At 71.5% G+C, this 16,576-nt stretch carries 15 protein-coding genes; 8 read left to right on the forward strand and 7 right to left on the reverse strand.

The window, feature by feature from the left end:
* Nucleotides 1–49: 49 nt before the first annotated feature.
* A complete protein-coding gene (locus ACFU5F_RS39950) occupies nucleotides 50–541 on the reverse strand; it encodes a hypothetical protein (protein WP_383898279.1) in 492 nt (163 codons plus the stop codon).
* Nucleotides 542–885: 344 nt separating this feature from the next.
* Between ACFU5F_RS39950 and ACFU5F_RS39955 the strand changes: the two genes are divergently transcribed.
* Entirely contained in the window at nucleotides 886–1,557 is a 672-nt protein-coding gene (locus tag ACFU5F_RS39955) for a class F sortase (protein WP_383898280.1), read from the forward strand.
* A 55-nt stretch (nucleotides 1,558–1,612) separates the two neighbouring features.
* Here the strand turns inward: ACFU5F_RS39955 and ACFU5F_RS39960 are convergent, their stop codons facing one another.
* A complete protein-coding gene (locus ACFU5F_RS39960; RefSeq protein WP_383898282.1) occupies nucleotides 1,613–2,473 on the reverse strand; it encodes a polysaccharide deacetylase family protein in 861 nt (286 codons plus the stop codon).
* A 146-nt stretch (nucleotides 2,474–2,619) separates the two neighbouring features.
* Between ACFU5F_RS39960 and ACFU5F_RS39965 the strand changes: the two genes are divergently transcribed.
* Complete coding sequence (locus tag ACFU5F_RS39965; RefSeq protein WP_383898283.1) at nucleotides 2,620–3,081, forward strand: universal stress protein; 462 nt, start codon at nucleotides 2,620–2,622, stop codon at nucleotides 3,079–3,081.
* Between the two features lie 60 nt (nucleotides 3,082–3,141).
* Here ACFU5F_RS39965 and ACFU5F_RS39970 read toward each other — a convergent pair whose 3' ends face one another.
* Nucleotides 3,142–4,293: a CapA family protein gene (locus ACFU5F_RS39970; RefSeq protein WP_383898285.1), complete on the reverse strand. Its 1,152-nt coding sequence runs from the start codon at nucleotides 4,291–4,293 to the stop codon at nucleotides 3,142–3,144.
* A gap of 217 nt (nucleotides 4,294–4,510) precedes the next feature.
* Here ACFU5F_RS39970 and ACFU5F_RS39975 point away from each other — a divergent pair, with 217 nt between their 5' ends.
* The 3 genes from ACFU5F_RS39975 (at nucleotide 4,511) to ACFU5F_RS39985 (ending at nucleotide 6,597) form a co-directional block, all read left to right on the forward strand.
* A complete protein-coding gene (locus ACFU5F_RS39975; protein ID WP_059085071.1) occupies nucleotides 4,511–5,056 on the forward strand; it encodes a sigma-70 family RNA polymerase sigma factor in 546 nt (181 codons plus the stop codon).
* A gap of 156 nt (nucleotides 5,057–5,212) precedes the next feature.
* Nucleotides 5,213–5,731: a hypothetical protein gene (locus ACFU5F_RS39980; RefSeq protein WP_383898287.1), complete on the forward strand. Its 519-nt coding sequence runs from the start codon at nucleotides 5,213–5,215 to the stop codon at nucleotides 5,729–5,731.
* A 206-nt stretch (nucleotides 5,732–5,937) separates the two neighbouring features.
* Nucleotides 5,938–6,597: a hypothetical protein gene (locus ACFU5F_RS39985; RefSeq protein WP_383898289.1), complete on the forward strand. Its 660-nt coding sequence runs from the start codon at nucleotides 5,938–5,940 to the stop codon at nucleotides 6,595–6,597.
* A gap of 140 nt (nucleotides 6,598–6,737) precedes the next feature.
* On the opposite strand, the gene ACFU5F_RS39990 is transcribed toward ACFU5F_RS39985, so the two are convergent.
* Both ACFU5F_RS39990 and ACFU5F_RS39995 read right to left on the reverse strand, forming a co-directional pair.
* Complete coding sequence (locus ACFU5F_RS39990; RefSeq protein WP_383898291.1) at nucleotides 6,738–7,607, reverse strand: Fpg/Nei family DNA glycosylase; 870 nt, start codon at nucleotides 7,605–7,607, stop codon at nucleotides 6,738–6,740.
* A gap of 116 nt (nucleotides 7,608–7,723) precedes the next feature.
* Nucleotides 7,724–9,808 (reverse strand): SpoIIE family protein phosphatase, encoded by a 2,085-nt coding sequence (locus ACFU5F_RS39995; RefSeq protein WP_383898293.1) that lies wholly within the window; start codon nucleotides 9,806–9,808, stop codon nucleotides 7,724–7,726.
* Between the two features lie 76 nt (nucleotides 9,809–9,884).
* Here ACFU5F_RS39995 and ACFU5F_RS40000 point away from each other — a divergent pair, with 76 nt between their 5' ends.
* Together ACFU5F_RS40000 and ACFU5F_RS40005 are read left to right on the forward strand one after the other, a co-directional pair.
* Nucleotides 9,885–11,309 (forward strand): lipase maturation factor family protein, encoded by a 1,425-nt coding sequence (locus ACFU5F_RS40000; protein WP_383898295.1) that lies wholly within the window; start codon nucleotides 9,885–9,887, stop codon nucleotides 11,307–11,309.
* A gap of 149 nt (nucleotides 11,310–11,458) precedes the next feature.
* Entirely contained in the window at nucleotides 11,459–12,808 is a 1,350-nt protein-coding gene (locus tag ACFU5F_RS40005; protein WP_383898297.1) for an amidase, read from the forward strand.
* 196 nt (nucleotides 12,809–13,004) lie between these two features.
* Here the strand turns inward: ACFU5F_RS40005 and istB are convergent, their stop codons facing one another.
* Nucleotides 13,005–13,775 carry an IS21-like element helper ATPase IstB gene (gene istB / locus ACFU5F_RS40010; protein ID WP_383898298.1) on the reverse strand — a complete coding sequence of 257 codons (771 nt, stop codon included), beginning with the start codon at nucleotides 13,773–13,775 and terminating at the stop codon, nucleotides 13,005–13,007.
* Nucleotides 13,772–15,190 carry an IS21 family transposase gene (gene istA, locus ACFU5F_RS40015; RefSeq protein WP_383898300.1) on the reverse strand — a complete coding sequence of 473 codons (1,419 nt, stop codon included), beginning with the start codon at nucleotides 15,188–15,190 and terminating at the stop codon, nucleotides 13,772–13,774. The genes istB and istA overlap by 4 nt, the downstream gene beginning before the upstream one ends.
* A gap of 108 nt (nucleotides 15,191–15,298) precedes the next feature.
* On the opposite strand from istA, the gene ACFU5F_RS40020 reads away from it, so the two are divergent.
* The coding region (locus ACFU5F_RS40020) for a transposase (protein ID WP_383898302.1) at nucleotides 15,299–16,576 on the forward strand (1,278 nt) is incomplete at its 3' end.

Genomic DNA, 16,576 nt, shown 5'->3' on the forward strand with positions numbered 1-16,576 from the left:
GAACCCGTGAGGGTCCGGGGCGAAGGGCCGCGCGGCGTGCAGCCCGGGCTCAGACCTTGTTCTCCGCGCGCCGGCGCATCCAGAACACGCCACCGCCGACGACCGCGGCCGTCACCAGGCCGCCGCCGATGGCGATGTCGGTCGGTGTGGCACCGGTGGAGCTGCTGCCGCCGAGGCCGCCGCGGACCCCGCCGATGACGGTGAAGACACCGGTGAACGTCTTGCGCTTGCCCTCGCAGTTGGTGGTGACGCTGTACGAGCCGGGACTGACGCCGGCGTTGACCCGCACCGTGGCCGTGGCGGTCGTGCCGCCCATGGACCTGAGGTTGGTGGTGGGGAAGGCGTTCGAGCCGATGGTGCTGCCGGCGATCGCGCACGCGTCACCACCGGTGACGGTGAGGACGAGCTGGCCGCCGCGGGCGATGACGTTGGGAGCGGCCGTGACCGCGCTCGGCTGGTCCCAGGCGGCGGCCGTCGGCGCGGCCACTCCGACCAGGGCGACCGCGGCGGCCGAGGCCGCCAGGACACGAGTAGTACGCATGTGATCCTCCGCGGAAGACGCCCCGGGTCCCGTCCCCGGTCGATCGGCGAGAAAACGCCTCCCTGAAAAGACCCTCAGATGCCGTGCGCGGGCCCGCATTTCGGCGCTGGTCCGTCCTGGTGATTCCCCCGGGAGAGACACGCCGGGATATCTCCGTACGATCGGATATCGCCGCAGGTCACGCACCGTCAGAAAATTCCTCCGGGCGGCGAACCCGGATGGCGCAGAACTCCCCGCCCCCGCCACCCGTTCGCACCTGCCCCGTCGCCTTCGCCGTGCGGCAGGCTTAGCTTTTCCGTATGCGCGAGGGACACGGCGACGGCCGGGTCGAGAGGGGATGGGATATGTCTTCGTCCGGACCGGCCGAGGCCGAATGGGAGGAGCCGCGGAGGAAGCGTGCCCCATGGGGCGTGATAGCGCTTGTCCTGCTGACCGGTCTCGCTCTCATCCGCAATGGTTCGGGAGAGTTCGACGTGGGCCCGCCGCAGCCCGCGTCGGCCGCGGCCGCGGACAGTCGCCGCACCCCGCACGGCACCTTCACCCATGTCCCCGACCCGCTGCCGTACTCCATGGTGGACCGGGTGCGGATCCCCTCGATCCGGGTCGACGCGCCGGCGATGCCCGTCGGGCTGGACGCCCAGGGCTGGGTGGACGCGCCGCCGGCCCGGGACCCGAACCTCGCCGGGTGGTTCACCGGCGCGGTCTCCCCCGGCGAGAAGGGCACCGCCGTGGTCGTCGGTCATGTGGACAACAACCAGGGTCCCGCCGTGTTCTACGGACTGGGAGCGCTGAAGAAGGGCTCCAAGGTGGAGATCCTGCGCGCGGACCGGAAGACCGCCGTGTTCGAGATCTACGGTATCGAGGTCTTCGCGAAGAACGACTTCCCGGGCGACCGGGTCTACGGGAACAGCGGAATTCCCGAATTGCGGGTCATCACCTGCGGCGGCGGTTTCTCCAAGCAGAACGGCTACGACGGGAACGTCGTCGTGTTCGCCCGCCTGGTCGAGGTTCGCTGAGCGTTCCCCGGCCGGGCGGGCAGGACGTCAAGAGGAATGCACTGCACAAAGCGCGCTACACGTATTCCCGCTGGGGCACGGTGATGCGGTAGCCGGAATCCAGCAGTTCGGGCAGATAGTCGCGCAGGGCCCTGACGCTCTGCGAGCGGTCCCCTCCGGCGTCGTGGGAGAGCACGACGACACCGGGGCCTGCCCCGTCCTCCACGCGCCGGGCGATGGTGCGCGCGCCGGGCGTCCGCCAGTCGAGGGTGTCCACGGTCCAGGCGAGCGGTTCCATGCCGAGTTCCGCGCCGAACCGGAACGCGGCCCGGTTCCAGGCACCGTACGGGGCGCGGAACCACAGCGGCGGCTCGCCGTACGCCTTCTCGATGATCTCGCTGGTGCGGCCCATCTCGGAATGGATCCTGGACCGGGAGAGGGTGGTGAGCAACGGATGGGACCAGGTGTGGTTGCCGACCACGTGGCCGTCGTCGGCCATCTCCCGCAGCAGGTCCTTGTGCTGGACCGCCATCTCGCCGCACACGAAGAACATCGCCCGGACGTCGTGGTGACGCAGGATGCGCAGGATGTCCGGGGTGTAGCGGGGGTCGGGGCCGTCGTCGAAGGTCAGCACCATGCCGCGGCCGCGTCCGTCGACCCGCAGGAAGGGCTCGCGCCGGACGGCGGGCGGGACGAGCGTGCGGCGCCGGGGCGGCGGGCCGTACCCCGCGATGGGCCGCAGACGGTAGGAGGAGGGCTTGAGCGCCGGGCGGCCCCCGGGACCCGCAGCCGGGCCGGGAGCGTCGGCCCGGGCCGCGCCGCCGGAACCTCCGTCACCGACGAGCAGAGCGGCGGTGCCCGCCGTGACGGCCGCGCCCAACAGGGCGGCGGTGCCCGTCACCACGTGCCGGCGCGTGAACATCTGATCCTTCGTCATGACTCATCAGTCGACCAAGATGGGGACGCCGCACCACCACGACACCGGTGCGGCGGCAGGGAAACACCCGATGGGAGTAGCCGTCCGCGCCCCCGACGCACGCCTGGCGCACGCCGGAGCCCGCGTGCTCGGATAGCCTCGCGACCGTGACCGATCAGCAAGCACACCGGTTCGAACGCGGTACCGACGGGCCCAAGGTCGTCCTCGTCGGACTGGACGGCTCCGACACCTCCCTGCGGGCGGTGGCGTACGCCGCCGGCCTCGCCCGCCGTCAGCACGCGCTGCTCGCGATCGTGTACGTGCAGCCCCTGCTGGCGGCCGGTGCGGCGCTCGGGGTACCGGTCGCCGGGACGACCGAGGAGATCGCCGATCACCTGGTCGCGGAGATCCGGGAGGCCGCCGAGCAGGTGAAGGGCATCTTCGAGGTGCGCTGGGAGTTCCACACCTTCCGCGGCGACCCGTACAACGGCCTGGTGGCGGCGGCGGAGCAGCTGAAGGCGGACGCGGTGGTGGTGGGCGCCTCCCAGCAGGCCGGCCACCGCATCGTCGGCTCGGTGGCCCTGCGCCTGGTGAAGGCGGGCCGCTGGCCGGTGACGGTGGTGCCGTAGGCACCGCAGGGACAGAGGGCCCACGGCCGCGACAGGGGGCTCGCGGCGTGGGCCGGGCGGCTACCGTCCCGTGACCAGCCCGTCCTGTGCCGCGCCCCGGCTGAGGACGATCTCCCTGATGCGGTCGCGCACGGCGGTGAGGCCGGCCCCCGCCCCGGCCTCGATCGCGGAGTCGAGGTCGACCACCCGGCCCGGGCCGACGTCGTACCACTGCGGCACGAACTCCGCCTTCGTCACCGCCCAGCGGTCGCCCGTACGCGCGGGCGGGGCGAAGCGGAAGCGGGCCAGGGTGCCCTGGTTGCCGCGCGGGTCGGCGGCACCGGAGTGGTTGCGCATCGCCCCCGCCACCTGGTCGCCCATCCCGTAGACGATCCAGGTCCCGTTGACCTTCTCGTACGCCTGCGGCACGTGCGCGTGCGTGCCGAGGATCAGGTCGACGGCGGGCCGCCCGCCGGTGGTCGCCCGGGTGAGTTCCTCCCCCAGGCCCAGCTGCTGTTCGTCGGGCGCGTCCTGCCACTCCGTCCCCCAGTGCAGCGACACCACCACGATGTCGGCGCCCGCCCGCCGGGCGGCCCGGGCGTCCGCCAGGATCCGCTCCCCGTCGATCAGGTTCACGGCCCAGGGCCGGTCCGCCGGCAGCGGGATGCCGTTCGTCCCGTAGGTGTAGGCCAGGTGCGCCACCTGAGCGCCCCCGGCGCGCATCAGGGCCGGCTGCCGCGCCTCCTCCTCCGTACGCGCCGAACCCGCGTGCCGCACGCCGGCGCGATCGAGCGCGTCCAGGGTGCGCCGGATACCGGCCGCGCCGTCGTCCAGGGTGTGGTTGGACGCCGTGGAGCACGCGTCGTACCCCGTGACCGCGAGGGCCTCCGCCACCTCGGGCGGTGACCTGAACACCGGATAGCCGCTGTAGTCGCCGTCCGCCCCGTAGACCGTCTCCATATGACAGATCGCCAGATCCGCCTCGGACACCACGTGCTTCACACCCGCGAGCATCGGCACGAAGTCGTGGCCGTCGCCGCCCGCGTCGGCGTGTGCCTGCTCGATGACCGACATGTGCGGAAGGACGTCACCGGAGGCGACGAGGGTGAAGCCACCGTCCCCGCCGGGGGCGGAGGGCCCGGGCCGGGGGGAGGGGCCCGGGTACTGGCAGGCGGCGGTCGCGGCCAGGAGGAGGGCGGCGGAGACGGCGACGGGAGTTCTGTGTGCGGTCATGGATGAGCACCCCAGCTTTGTCGCATCAAATGACTAATCATGACGAATCCACATGCCCCGGACACACCCGTCAAGCAGGCACACCGGTGCACCGCAGTACCGGGACCCGTTCGGCGGCATACCGTTCGTCGCACCGTTCGCCGACAGGTTCGACCGCCCGCCGCACACCCGTGACCGGCCTCTGTCCTCGCGCCGCGCCCCGCGTTCCCATACGGCCATGACGGCCGGAACCACGATCACCGACGGGACGACCGCCGAACACGAGCTGGCCGAACTCCAGCGCGAACACGGCCGCCCCCTCTTCGCCCTGCTGCTGCGGCTCTCCGACGGAGACCGCCATCGCGCCGAGGACCTGGTGCAGGAGACCTTCGTGCGCGCCTGGCAACATCCCGAGGCGCTGCGCGCCGACGACTTCGACTCCGTACGCCCCTGGCTGCTCACCGTCGGACGTCGGCTCGCCATCGACGCGCGGCGGGCCCGGCAGGCGCGCCCCGCCGAGGTGGGGGACGCGGTGCTGGAGAACGCGCGTGTGATGGCCGATCACGCCGAACGGTCGGTGGCGACGCTGGATGTACGGGAAGCTGTGAAGACACTCACTCCCGAGCACCGCGAAGTACTGGTGCAGGTGTACTTCCAGGGTGCGAGTGTGGCGGAAGCCGCCGAGGCCCTCGGTATCCCGCCCGGTACGGTGAAGTCCCGCGCGTACTACGCGCTGCGCGCCCTGCGCCGGGTGCTTCCCGGATACGCGGCCGACCTGCGGTGAAACCCATGGCCGAGTCAAACCTCCGTAAAGCGCCTTGCCGAGGACCCCGGTTGAGCAATCAGCTGTCTTCTGTCCGTGTTCCGGATGAGGGGCCCGCAGCCTGGTCTCCAGGCCCGGGTCGGGCGACGCGCACGCACCGGAGGAAGGCAGGAAGGGATGCTGCACAACAGAGGGCAGGAGAGCACGGACGGCGCCGACGGAGGCGAACTGACCGTCCCGATGGCGTGGTTCTACGCCGAGTACATCGCGGAGGAGCTGCTGCGGACGGGCGACCTGATGCCGCCGACGTCCTTCGAGTTCCGTGCGGGGCGGGACGCCCTGGCGCTGACCATCTTCCTCGCGGACGCGGGCGGTGAGCTGTCCGGCATCCGGGTCGTCACCCAGCTGGAGATGTGGCTGTCGCTGACGGCGTACGACCAGCCGTGGCAGGACTGGGTGTGCGAGCGCATGGCCGACTTCACCGCCGAGGCGCTGGAGACGGGCGGCCCGTCACCCGATCTGGAGCTGGCCGCCGCCGCGTGGCGCTGGCTGGAGGAGACCGAGCTGCTCGCACCCGACCTGGACGCGGTGCCGGGGGGCGGCGCGGTCCCGGGAGAGGACGACGGCCCAAAGGTCTGGACGCCGGCCTGGCGGCTCGGTCTGCCGCTGGGGCACCTGGCGATCCACCTCTTCTAGCGCCGGCACCCCGCGTTCATCCGGCGGCCGCCCGGATGTCGCGGCCTCGGTGAACCAAGTTTCCCGGTCCCGGACCAATCCGCGTGACGGAGGGCTCCGAATCTTTTGGTTGGCATTGGTCGCGAGACTTGAGTGATTCGCCGGTCCGGTCCGTACCGGTGGGGGCAGGAAGCAACCCCCACCGCACACCGGCCCGAGGAATTGCCATGTGGTCCCAGGATCGTCATCACGACGTCGGCGCGTACGCGCTGGGCGTGCTGGACGAGGTGGATTCGTTCCACTTCGAGGACCATGTCCGCGGCTGCCCGCAGTGCGCGGTACAGGTCACCGAGTTCCGTCCGGCTGCCCGGCAGCTGATGCTCTACCGCAACGCGACACCGCGCGCCGTGCACCCCTTCGCGGCCCCCGGGCCCCGGATGCTCGGGCGGCTGCTCGACGAGGTGTCCGCCCGCCACCGGGCCAAGCGCAGGCGCTGGCTGTTCGCCCTCGCGGCGTCCGTGGTCATCGCCGTCGGCGGTCCCGCCGTGGCCGTTCTCGCAGGTCCGGGCGAGGCTCCGGACACCGTGGCCGCCACCGACGCCAAGACGGGCGTCTGGGCCGAGGTCAGGGCCGAGGAGCGGCTCTGGGGCAGCGACATCGAGCTGAAGGTCAAGGAGGCCGAGGGCGTCCACGCCTGCCGGCTCGTCGTGATCGGCAAGGACGGCTCCGAGGAGACGGCCGCCAACTGGAAGTCCCCCGAGGGCGCCGCCAAGGCCTCCGAGATGGTGGGGGGCACGGCCATGCAGCGCGAGGACATCAGCCACTTCGAGGTGCGCAGCCAGGAGGGCGAGCTTCTGGTGACCCTCAAGGCCCCCGCCTGGCGCTGACCGGCCCGTCGAACCGCCTCCGAGCCGCCCGGAATTGGTCCGTACCTTCAATGGTTGCGGATCATGGTCAGACTCCGTCGGAACGCGGTCGGGACTCGGTTCCGGGTGGCTCCGGGTGACTTTCGCACGGCGCCGTCGCCCTACTTGAGCAACCGGGACAGCCGTCGGTCGGCGAGCGGTCTGCCGCCCGTCTGACACGTCGGGCAGTACTGCAGCGAGGAGTCGCTGAAGGAGACCTCCCGGACGGTGTCGCCGCACACCGGGCAGGGCTCTCCGGTCCGGCCGTGCACGCGCAGCCCGCTCCTCTTCTCCGCCTTCAGCCTCCCGGCCGCCAGCCCTCGGGAGCGTTCCACGGCCTCGGTGAGCGTGGTACGCAGCGCCTCGTGGAGATGCCGGGTCTCCTCCGGCTTCAGCGACGAGGTCAGCCTGAAGGGCGACATTCTCGCGGCATGCAGGATCTCGTCGCTGTACGCGTTCCCGATCCCGGCGATCAGGCTCTGGTCGCGCAGCGCGCCCTTGATCTGCCGCCGCTCCCCCGCGAGCAGCCCGGCGAAGCGGGTCACGTCGAACTCGTCGGCGAGGGGGTCCGGACCGAGCCGGGCGATGCCCGGGACCTGTGCCGGGTCCCGTACGACGTACACCGCCAGCCGCTTCTGCGTACCGGCCTCGGTGAGGTCGAAGCCCTCGCCGGTCTCCAGGGCGACCCGCAGCGCCAGCGGGCTCCTGCCGCCCGGCCGCGGCGGACCGTCCGGCAGCCGGTCCTTCCACTGCAGCCACCCGGCGCGCGCCAGATGGGTCACGAGGTGCAGCTCTCCCCCGTCCGCCTCGATGCCGAGGAACTTCCCGTAGCGCCGCACGTCCGTGATCTCCCGCCCCTCGAACGCGGTGACCGGCGGGTCGTACGTCTTCAGCACGCTGATCGCCACGGGCAGCACGCGCACGACCTCGTGCCCGACGAGGCTCCCGACCAGGAAGTCCCGGAGCGCTTCGACTTCGGGCAATTCAGGCATACGTCAAGGGTGCCACGGGGTGCTACCGGGCGCTGGGGGGTGCGTTGTCGGGTGCGGGTGCGTGAGGGCTGGTCGCCCCACCGGACCCGCGGCCGACGACGCGCCAGATCAGCCCCCTACGCACGCGGCAGGAAGAACTCGCACCACACGCACTTCCCCCCGCCCCGCGCCTCCACCCCCCACACGTCCGTCAGCCGGTCCACGAGCAGCAGCCCCCTCCCCGAGACCCCCGCCTCCCCCGCCTCCCGGCGCCGCGGCAGCGCGCTGGAGGAGTCCTCCACCTCCACCCGCAACCGCCGGTCCGACCCCGCCAGCGCCCGCAGCGTCACGATCGCGGCCCCCTCCGTGTGCATGAGCGCGTTGGTGATCAGCTCGTCGGCGACGAGCTCGATCTCGTCGGCCCGGTCCCGTGCCCCCCACGTGCGCACGGCCGCGCCGATCATGTGCCGTGCCTCCGTGAGCGCCTCCGGATCGCCGGGCCCGACGTGCTGCTGGAGCCGTCCGCCGGGCTGCTCGGCGCTGCGGTTGCGGCGGCGCAGCAGGAGCAGGGCCACGTCGTCGTCACCGCCCCGCTCCTCCGCCACGTCGATGAGCCGGTCGGCGAGGTCGTCCACGTCGTCCGGCCCGGTGGCGATCAGCGCCCGCAGGGTCCGCATGCCGTCGTCGAGGTCGGCGCCCGGTTCCTCGATGAGGCCGTCGGTGCACAGCAGCAGCGTCTGGCCGGGGTCCAGCTCGATGGCGGTCACCGGGTACTCCAGGCCCCCGAACTCGGCGGACAGCCCGAGCGGCAGCCCGCCCTCCACGGTCACCCGGTGACAGCTGCCGTCGGTGTGCCGGACGAGGGGGTCGATGTGCCCGGCCCGGACCACCTGGACCACCCCGGTGGCCAGATCGGCCTCCGCGTACAGGCAGGTGGCGAAGCGGTCGGTGTCGAGTTCGTGGAGGAACGCGGAGGCTCGGGCCATCACGGTGGCGGGGGTGTGGCCCTCGGTGGCGTAGGCCTTCAGGACGATGCGGAGCTGGCCCATGACGGCCGCCGCGTGCGTGTCGTGGCCCTGGACGTCGCCGATGACCGCGCCGACCCGCCCGCCGGGCAGCGGGATCAGGTCGTACCAGTCGCCGCCGATGTCCCGGCCGAGGGAGCCCCCGAAGGACGCGGCCCGGTAGCGGACGGCGATGTCGGCGCCGGGGACACTGGGGATGGACCTGGGCAGCATGGCCTGCTGCAGGCCCTCGGCGAGGTCCTTCTCCTGCTCGTAGAACATGGCGCGCTGCAGGCTCTGGGCGATGCTGCTGCCGAGCGCGATGAGGACGTCGCGTTCCTCGGAGCTGAAGCCGCGCCGGTCGTTGTAGAGCAGCCCCATCGCGCCGATGGGGCGGGCCTGCACGATCAGTGGCAGATAGGCGGCCGAGGTGATCTTGAGGTCGGTGATGTGCGGCCACAGCAGCGGGTAGGACTCGGCGAACTCCTCCGGCGACTCGATGAAGTGCGGGACGAGTTGCCGTACGACCTCGTTCATCGGGTACTTCACGTCGAGGCGGGTGACGCGGGTGCCGGGCACGTAGCTGTCCTGGGGGCCGGCGGCGACCATCCGGACGCGCCCGGCCTCCACCAGGCCCATGACCAGGCTGGTCGCGCCGAGGTGGGTGAGGCCGTCAGTGTCCTCCAGGACGTCGATCACGTCCTGGACGGTCCGGGCGTGGGCCAGGGCGGCGGTGATGATCTGGACGACGTTGGCCTGCCGGCGGCGGACCTCGTCGTGCGCGGCCCGCTCGGTGCGGGAGCGGATCTCGCGCAGTTCCCGGGTGGCGTCACGGACGATGCCGATGACCCGGTACGGACGGCCCGTCGCGTCGCGGCGGATGTAGCCCTGGGTGTGGGTCCAGCGCATGGTGCCGTCGCGCAGCCGGAGGCGGAAGTAGGCGCCGTAGTTCTCGCTGCCGTCCTTGAGCGCCTGCGAGACGAGGGTGTCGAGTCTGCGGCCCTCCATCGGGGGCACCCGCAGCGACAGGGTCTCGGGGTTGCCGTCGTACTCGTCCGGGCGCACGTCGAAGATCTCATGGGCCGTGGCGTCCATGTGGAACGCACCGGCGTCGAGGTCCCAGTCGAAGGTGCCCATGAGGTTGAGCGCCAGGACCGGGTCCGGGTGGGAGAGCCAGTCGTCCGGGACGTCCGAATCGCTCGCTCCCCGATCAACCATGGGGCCACTTTGACATTATTTGCCCGAATATTCGAGTGGAGTGAGTCTCGTCGGCGCAGTCACTATCGTCGGTGGCGTGGACTGGTTCACGGCACCCGAGCTCTGGCTGGGCAGACTGCTGCTCCAGCGGTCGCTGGCCGCCCTCTATCTGGTCGCCTTCCTGGGGGCGGCCCTGCAGTTCCGCGCGCTGATCGGGGAGCGCGGCATGCTGCCGGTGCCCCGCTTCGTCGAGCGGGTGCCGTTCCACCGGGCACCGAGCGTGTTCCACCGCCACTACTCGGACCGTTTCTTCGCGGGGTGGGCCTGGGCGGGCTGCGCGGTCTCGGCGGCGCTCGTCGCGGGGCTGGACTCGCTGCTGCCCCTCTGGGCGGGCATGGCGCTGTGGCTGGTGCCGTGGGCGATGTACCTGTCGATCGTGAACGTGGGGCAGACCTGGTACGGGTTCGGCTGGGAGTCGCTGCTCCTGGAGACGGGCTTTCTGGCCGTCTTCCTCGGCAACGACGAGGTGGCGCCGCCGGTCGTCGTACTGTTCCTGCTGCGCTGGGTGCTGTTCCGGGTGGAGTTCGGCGCCGGGCTGATCAAGATGCGCGGCGACGCGTGCTGGCGGAAGCTCACGTGCCTCGACCACCACCACGAGACCCAGCCGATGCCCGGTCCGCTCAGCTGGTTCTTCCACCACCTCCCGAAGCCGCTGCACCGCGTCGAGGTGGCCGCCAACCACGTCACCCAGCTGGTGGTGCCCTTCCTGCTGTTCGCCCCGCAGCCGGTCGCCACGGCCGCCGCCTCGCTGATGATCCTCACCCAGCTCTGGCTCGTGCTGTCGGGGAACTTCGCCTGGCTGAACTGGCTCACGATCGTGCTGGCCCTGTCCGCGGTCGACTTCGGCGGGGCGGCGCCGAAGACCCCCGGCGCTCCCCTGTGGTACACGGTCGTGGTGCTCGCCGTCGCCGTCCTGGTCCTCGCGCTCAGCTGCCGCCCCGTGCGCAACATGCTCTCCCGCCGCCAGGTCATGAACCGCTCCTTCGACCCGTTGCACCTGGTCAACACCTACGGGGCGTTCGGGAGTGTCAGCCGGGTGCGGTACGAGGTGGTGGTCGAGGGGACCGCGGACGACGTGCCGCACGAGGAAGCGCGGTGGCGGGAGTACGAGTTCCGGGGCAAGCCGGGAGATCCGCGGCGCTGGCCGCGGCAGTTCGCCCCGTACCATCTGCGGCTCGACTGGCTGATGTGGTTCGCCGCGCTCTCCCCGGCGTACGCCGGCTCCTGGTTCGGCGCCCTGCTGGAACGGCTCCTGGAGAACGACCGCGACACCCTGCGACTGCTCCGCCGCTCCCCGTTCCCCGCGGACGCCCCGCCCCGCTTCGTCCGCGCCCGGCTGTTCCGCTACCGCTACACGACCTGGCGCGAGCTGCGGGAGACCGGTGCCTGCTGGGAGCGGACGTACGTGCGGGAGTTCATGCCGCCGACCCGGCTGGCCGGAGCGCCCGCGCGCGAGCCGTAGCGGGCCCACGGACGGACTTCTTCCCCGCGGACCCTCGACGCGGGGCCTCGCCGCAGGGCACAGTGCTCCCGTACTCGATCACTACTCACGGGTACGCCTTCGCGCACGGCGTACGAGACCTGCGCGCACGACACCGCCAGGGAGCGCCCGTGACCAGCTGGACCGGCCGGACCGCCGCCGAGATGGCCGCCGCCGTACGGGAGGGGCGGGTCACGCCGCGGGAGGTGGTGGCGGAGCACCTGGAGCGGATCGAGGCGCTGGACGGACGGGTCGGGGCGTTCCGCACCGTCCGGACGGAGGCGGCCCTGGCCGAGGCGGACGAGGTGGCCGGCCGGGCCGACCTCGCCGGACTGCCGCTGGCGGGCGTGCCGGTGGCGGTCAAGGACAACCTCGCCGTGCGGGGCGAGTCCACCCGGAACGGGTCCGCCGCGACCCCGCGGACGCCGGTCGGGGACGACCATGTGACCGTGGCCCGGCTGCGGGCGGCGGGTGCGGTGGTCGTGGGGCTGACGAACGTGCCCGAGCTGTGTGTGTTCGGCACCACGGACGGCGTGCACGGCATCGCCCGAAACCCCTGGGACACCTCGCGCACGACGGGCGGCTCGTCGGGCGGCAGCGCCGCCGCCGTCGCCGCCGGGCTGGTGCCGCTGGCCCTCGGCAACGACGGGATGGGGTCGCTGCGGATACCGGCGGCCAACTGCGGTCTGCTCGGGCTCAAGCCGGGCTTCGGTGTCGTCCCGGCGGACATCGGGAACGGCGACTGGTTCGGCATGTCGGAGAACGGCCCGCTGGCGACGACCGTCGAGGACACCCGGCTGATGTTCGGCGTCCTGGCGGGCACCGACACCGGCAGGCCCTCCGACGTCGCCCCGTCCGCCCCGCGCATCGCCCTGTCCGTGCGCAGCCCGCTGGTCGGGGTGAGTGTCACCCGCCCGTACGCCGACGCCGCGCGCCGGGCGGCCGGGCTGCTGACCGGGGCCGGGCTGACGGTCCGGCCGGCCGACCCGCCGTATCCCGTCTGGCTGGGCACGACCTCGCTGGCGCACTGGACGGCGGGCACGGCGGTGGACGCCGAGGGCCTCGATCCGAAGCTGCTCACCCGGCGCACGCGGATGCACGCGGCCGTGGGGCGGCGCTTCGTCAAGGGGGTGCGCACGGGCGACCGCCGGGAACGGCTGCGGCTGCGGCTGGAGCCGTTCTTCGCCGAGCACGACGTGCTCCTCACCCCGGCGCTGGCCCGGCGCGGACCCGCCGCCGCGAACTGGCACGAGCGGGGGTGGCTGCGCAATCTGCTGGTGAACACCGCCTGCTCGCCGCTGACGCCTCCGTGGAACCTCACGGGCTGGCCGGCGATGTCCGTGCCGTTCGGCACACTGCCGTCGGGCGCGCCCTGCGCGGTGCAGCTGGTGGGCCGCCCGGGCTCGGAACAGCGACTCCTGGAGGTGGCGGGCCGGTTGGAGGAGCTGCACCCGTGGCGGCGGACGGCGCCGCTCGGCTAGAAGGCTCATGAAGATCTTGGGTTCTGGCCCTGCCGCGTCAGCGGCAGGGCCAGACTCGTCATGTGGCGATGGGCGAATGGGTCGGCGAGATGGTCGGGCCGGACGTGTGGGAGACCTGCCGGGATCTGATCCCGGCAGGGAGTGTCGGCGTACTCTCCCTTCGGGCCGGGCCGGTACGTTTGAATGTCCCCAGTTGTTAGGCCACGTCGGTCTCTCGCTCGATGGCCTGGAGGCGGTTCTTGAGCCGGTAGCTCGGGCCGTTGATCGCGATCACTTCGCAGTGGTGCAGGAGGCGGTCGAGGATGGCGGTGGCGAGGACCTCGTCGCCGAAGACCTGGCCCCATTCGCTGAAGGTCTTGTTCGAGGTCAGGATGATGGAGCCCTTCTCGTAGCGCTTGGAGATGACCTGGAAGACCAGGTTCGCCTCGGCGCGTTCGAGGGGCTGGTAGCCCACTTCGTCGACCACGAGGACGCTCGGCCGCAGGTAGGTGCCGAGTTTGTTGACCAGTCGGCCTGCCGCTTCGGCGGCCTTCAGGTTGCGGACCATGTCGTCGAGGCTGGTGAAGTAGATCGAGTAGCCGGCCCGGCAGGCCGCGACTGCGAGAGCGACGGCGATATGCGTCTTGCCCACCCCGGGTGGCCCCAGCAGCGCGGCGTTCGCCTTGCCGTCGACGAAGGAGAGGCTGGCGAGGTCTTTGACCTTGCGAGGGTCGAGCTCGGGCTGGAAGGAGAAGTCGTACTCGTCCAGCGTCTTGTGGTGCGGCAGCTTCGACAGCCGCAGGCCCTGGCGGAAGCGGCGGTCGTCGCGGACGGCGAGTTCTTCGGACAGGACCAGGTCGAGGAAGTCGAGGTAGCCCATCTTCGCCTCGTCGGCCCGGCGGGCGTATTCGTTGATGGTCTCCGCCAGGTGGGGCAGGCCGAGCTTGCCGGCCGTGGTGCGGATGCGGTTGCCGGTCAGCTCGCTCAAGACGACTCCTTCGACGGGGAGTTGGTGGTGAAGGGCCGGGTGCCGGTCAGTTCGTCATAGACCGACAACGGCCGTCTCCCGACCTCGATCTGGGTTGCAGCGGCCCGGTTCAACAGGGCCTGCAACGGCCCGATGCGACCGGACACGGAGGACTCGCTCCGCGGTGGTGGCGGCTCGTCGCCCGTCGTGGTGCGGCGGTTCTTGCCGGTCGGCAGGCCATCCCAGTGCTCGTCCTGCTTGACGACCACGCCGCGGCCGACTGCCCGCGGATGGCTGGACAGCAGGGTCTCGCCGCTGGCATCGGGGACCGTCGTGTGCAGCATGACCTGGGATTTCGTCGCTCTGATCTCGACCAGCTGACGCGGGCGGACCTTGCGGGCGGGCACCGAGTAGAGGTTTCCGCCGAACGCGACCAGGCAGTCCTTGCCGACCGGCCGCAGATGCCGCTCGGCCACCAGATAGGGCGAGGGCGGCAACGGCTTGAGGGCGGCGTGATCCCGGGCGGCGCGGTGTCCGATGACCTCGTGGTGGGTGGCGTGGGTGCGGGCGCGTCGCTGCGGCACCCACGCCATGAAGGCGGCATCCAGCTCCTCGAGCGAGGAGAACGCCCGGCCGGCCAGCACGTGATCACGCACGATCAACACCTGGCGTTCGACCCGGCCCTTGCCGGTGGGCCGGTAGGCGGCCAGCACGTCGATATCGAAGTCGTAGTGGCCGGCGAAGCCGACCGCTTCCGGATGCAGCGGCACCGCCTCGCCCGGGGCGACGTGCCGGCGCACGACGGTCTTGGTCCGGTCGTAGACGATCGACATCGGCACCCCGCCGAAGTGCGCAAACGCCCGCCGGTGGCAGTCGAAGAAGGTCTGCAGGTCCTGGCTCGTGGTGAAGCAGCAGAACGGATCGCGCGAGTACGACAGCACCATATGGAACGAGTAGACCTTCGGGATTCCCAGGTGGGCGAGGATCTTGCCTTCGTCGCCCCAGTCGACCTGAGCCTGGGCCCCGGGAACCACCTCGAAGCGGCGGTGCATACCCGCCAACTCCCGCGGCTCGATGCCCAGTTCACTCGCGATCCGCGGCCGTGCCTCCTGCAGATAGAGCTTGACCCGCTGATAGTTGATCGTCGAGCCGTACTCCTTCACCAGACGCTCGTGCACCACGGCGCCCTTGATGAGGATCTCTGCCCGCAGCATCGCGTCGATCAACGGGGCAACCTCGTCGACCACTTTCTTCCGGGGCCGGCCGTTCGACGTCCGCCTCGGCGGCACCGACGCCGCCGTGCTCGACAGATACTTGCGGACCGTCTTGCGGTCCAGCCCAGTCTCCTTGGCCACCTCCGTCAGACTGACCGCTCCTGACTCGACCAGAGCACGGAACCGCCGCAGTTCCAGCCAGCGCTGCGGGTCCAAAACCACCGCGTCACCGCCCTCCGCCACCCTTCACCGGACGAGCAGCAGACTGCCGGGCACCACGATTCACCGCACCATCAAACGGCCCTTTTCACTCGTACGCGACCGGGGACGATCGTGTGTACGCCGACAGGGAGTGTGTTCGCGTTCCTGGCCGAGCATCGTGGCGAGCTGTTCCCGGCTGAGATGTTCGCGGACATGTATCCGTCGGCGAACGGACGGCCGAGCATGCCGCCGCAGATCCTGGCCGCCGCGATCACCTTGCAGGCCCTGCACGGGCTGTCGGACTTCGAGACGGTCCAGGAACTGCGGTGCGATCTGCGGTGGAAGGCAGGATGCGGGCTGGGCCTTCACGACATGGCGTTCGATCCGTCACTGCTGGCCTACTTCCGCCGCCGGCTGGCCCGTTCCGCCCGCCCGAACCGCATCTTCGAGGCCGTGCGCGAGGTCGTGAAGGCCACCGGCGTCCTCAAGGGCAAGCACCGCCGGACGCTGGACTCCACCGTGCTGGACGACGCGGTCGCCACCCAGGACACCGTCACCCAGATCATCGCCGCCGTCCGCGCGGTGGTCCGCGAGGTGCCCGGCGCCGACGTGGTCGCCGCTGCCCAGTGCGGCGCGCACGACTACACCGACCCGGGCAAGCCCCGCATCGCCTGGAACGACGAGCAGGCCCGCGCCGAGCTGGTCGACGCACTGGTCACGGATGCGCTGCGACTGCTGGGCCACCTGCCCGACCAGCAACTCGGCGACAAAGCCGCGAACGCGGTGGGCATCCTGGCCCTGGTCGCAGGCCAGGACGTCGAGCCCGCCGAGGACTCCGACGGACGCTGGCGCATCACCCAAGGCACCGCCCGTGAGCGGATCGTGTCCACCGTCGACCCCCAAGCCCGCCACATCCACAAAACCCGCTCCCACCGGCAGGACGGATACAAGGCCCACCTGGCCGTCGAGCCCGAGACCGGCTCATACACCGCCGTCGCCCTGCGGCCCGGCGCAGGGCCCGAACACCACGAGGCCGCCGTCGGCTTGGACCTGCTCGCCGAGGAGGACACACCGGTGGACGCCTTCGGTGACACCGCCTACTCCACCGGCGACGCCCGCCAGGCCCTGCACCGGGCAGGGCACCGATTGTTCCTCAAGCCCGCACCGCTGCGGCCTGCCGTCCCCGGCGGCTTCACCCTCGACGACTTCGCCATCGACACCACCACCGCCATCGTGACCTGCCCGGCCGGCCACACCGTGGCCCTGTCCGACCCCGGCGGGCAGCACCACCAACGCAAAGCCTCCTTCGGCCGAGCAATGCTCAGATCCTGTGGATCTGCTCGGGAGGGCGTACCTTCCCGAGTGATCGATCGACTGGTATCGAGTAGGCCGACGTTGGCGCGTCGG

Source organism: Streptomyces sp. NPDC057438 (assembly GCF_042802995.1).
GTDB lineage: Bacteria > Actinomycetota > Actinomycetes > Streptomycetales > Streptomycetaceae > Streptomyces.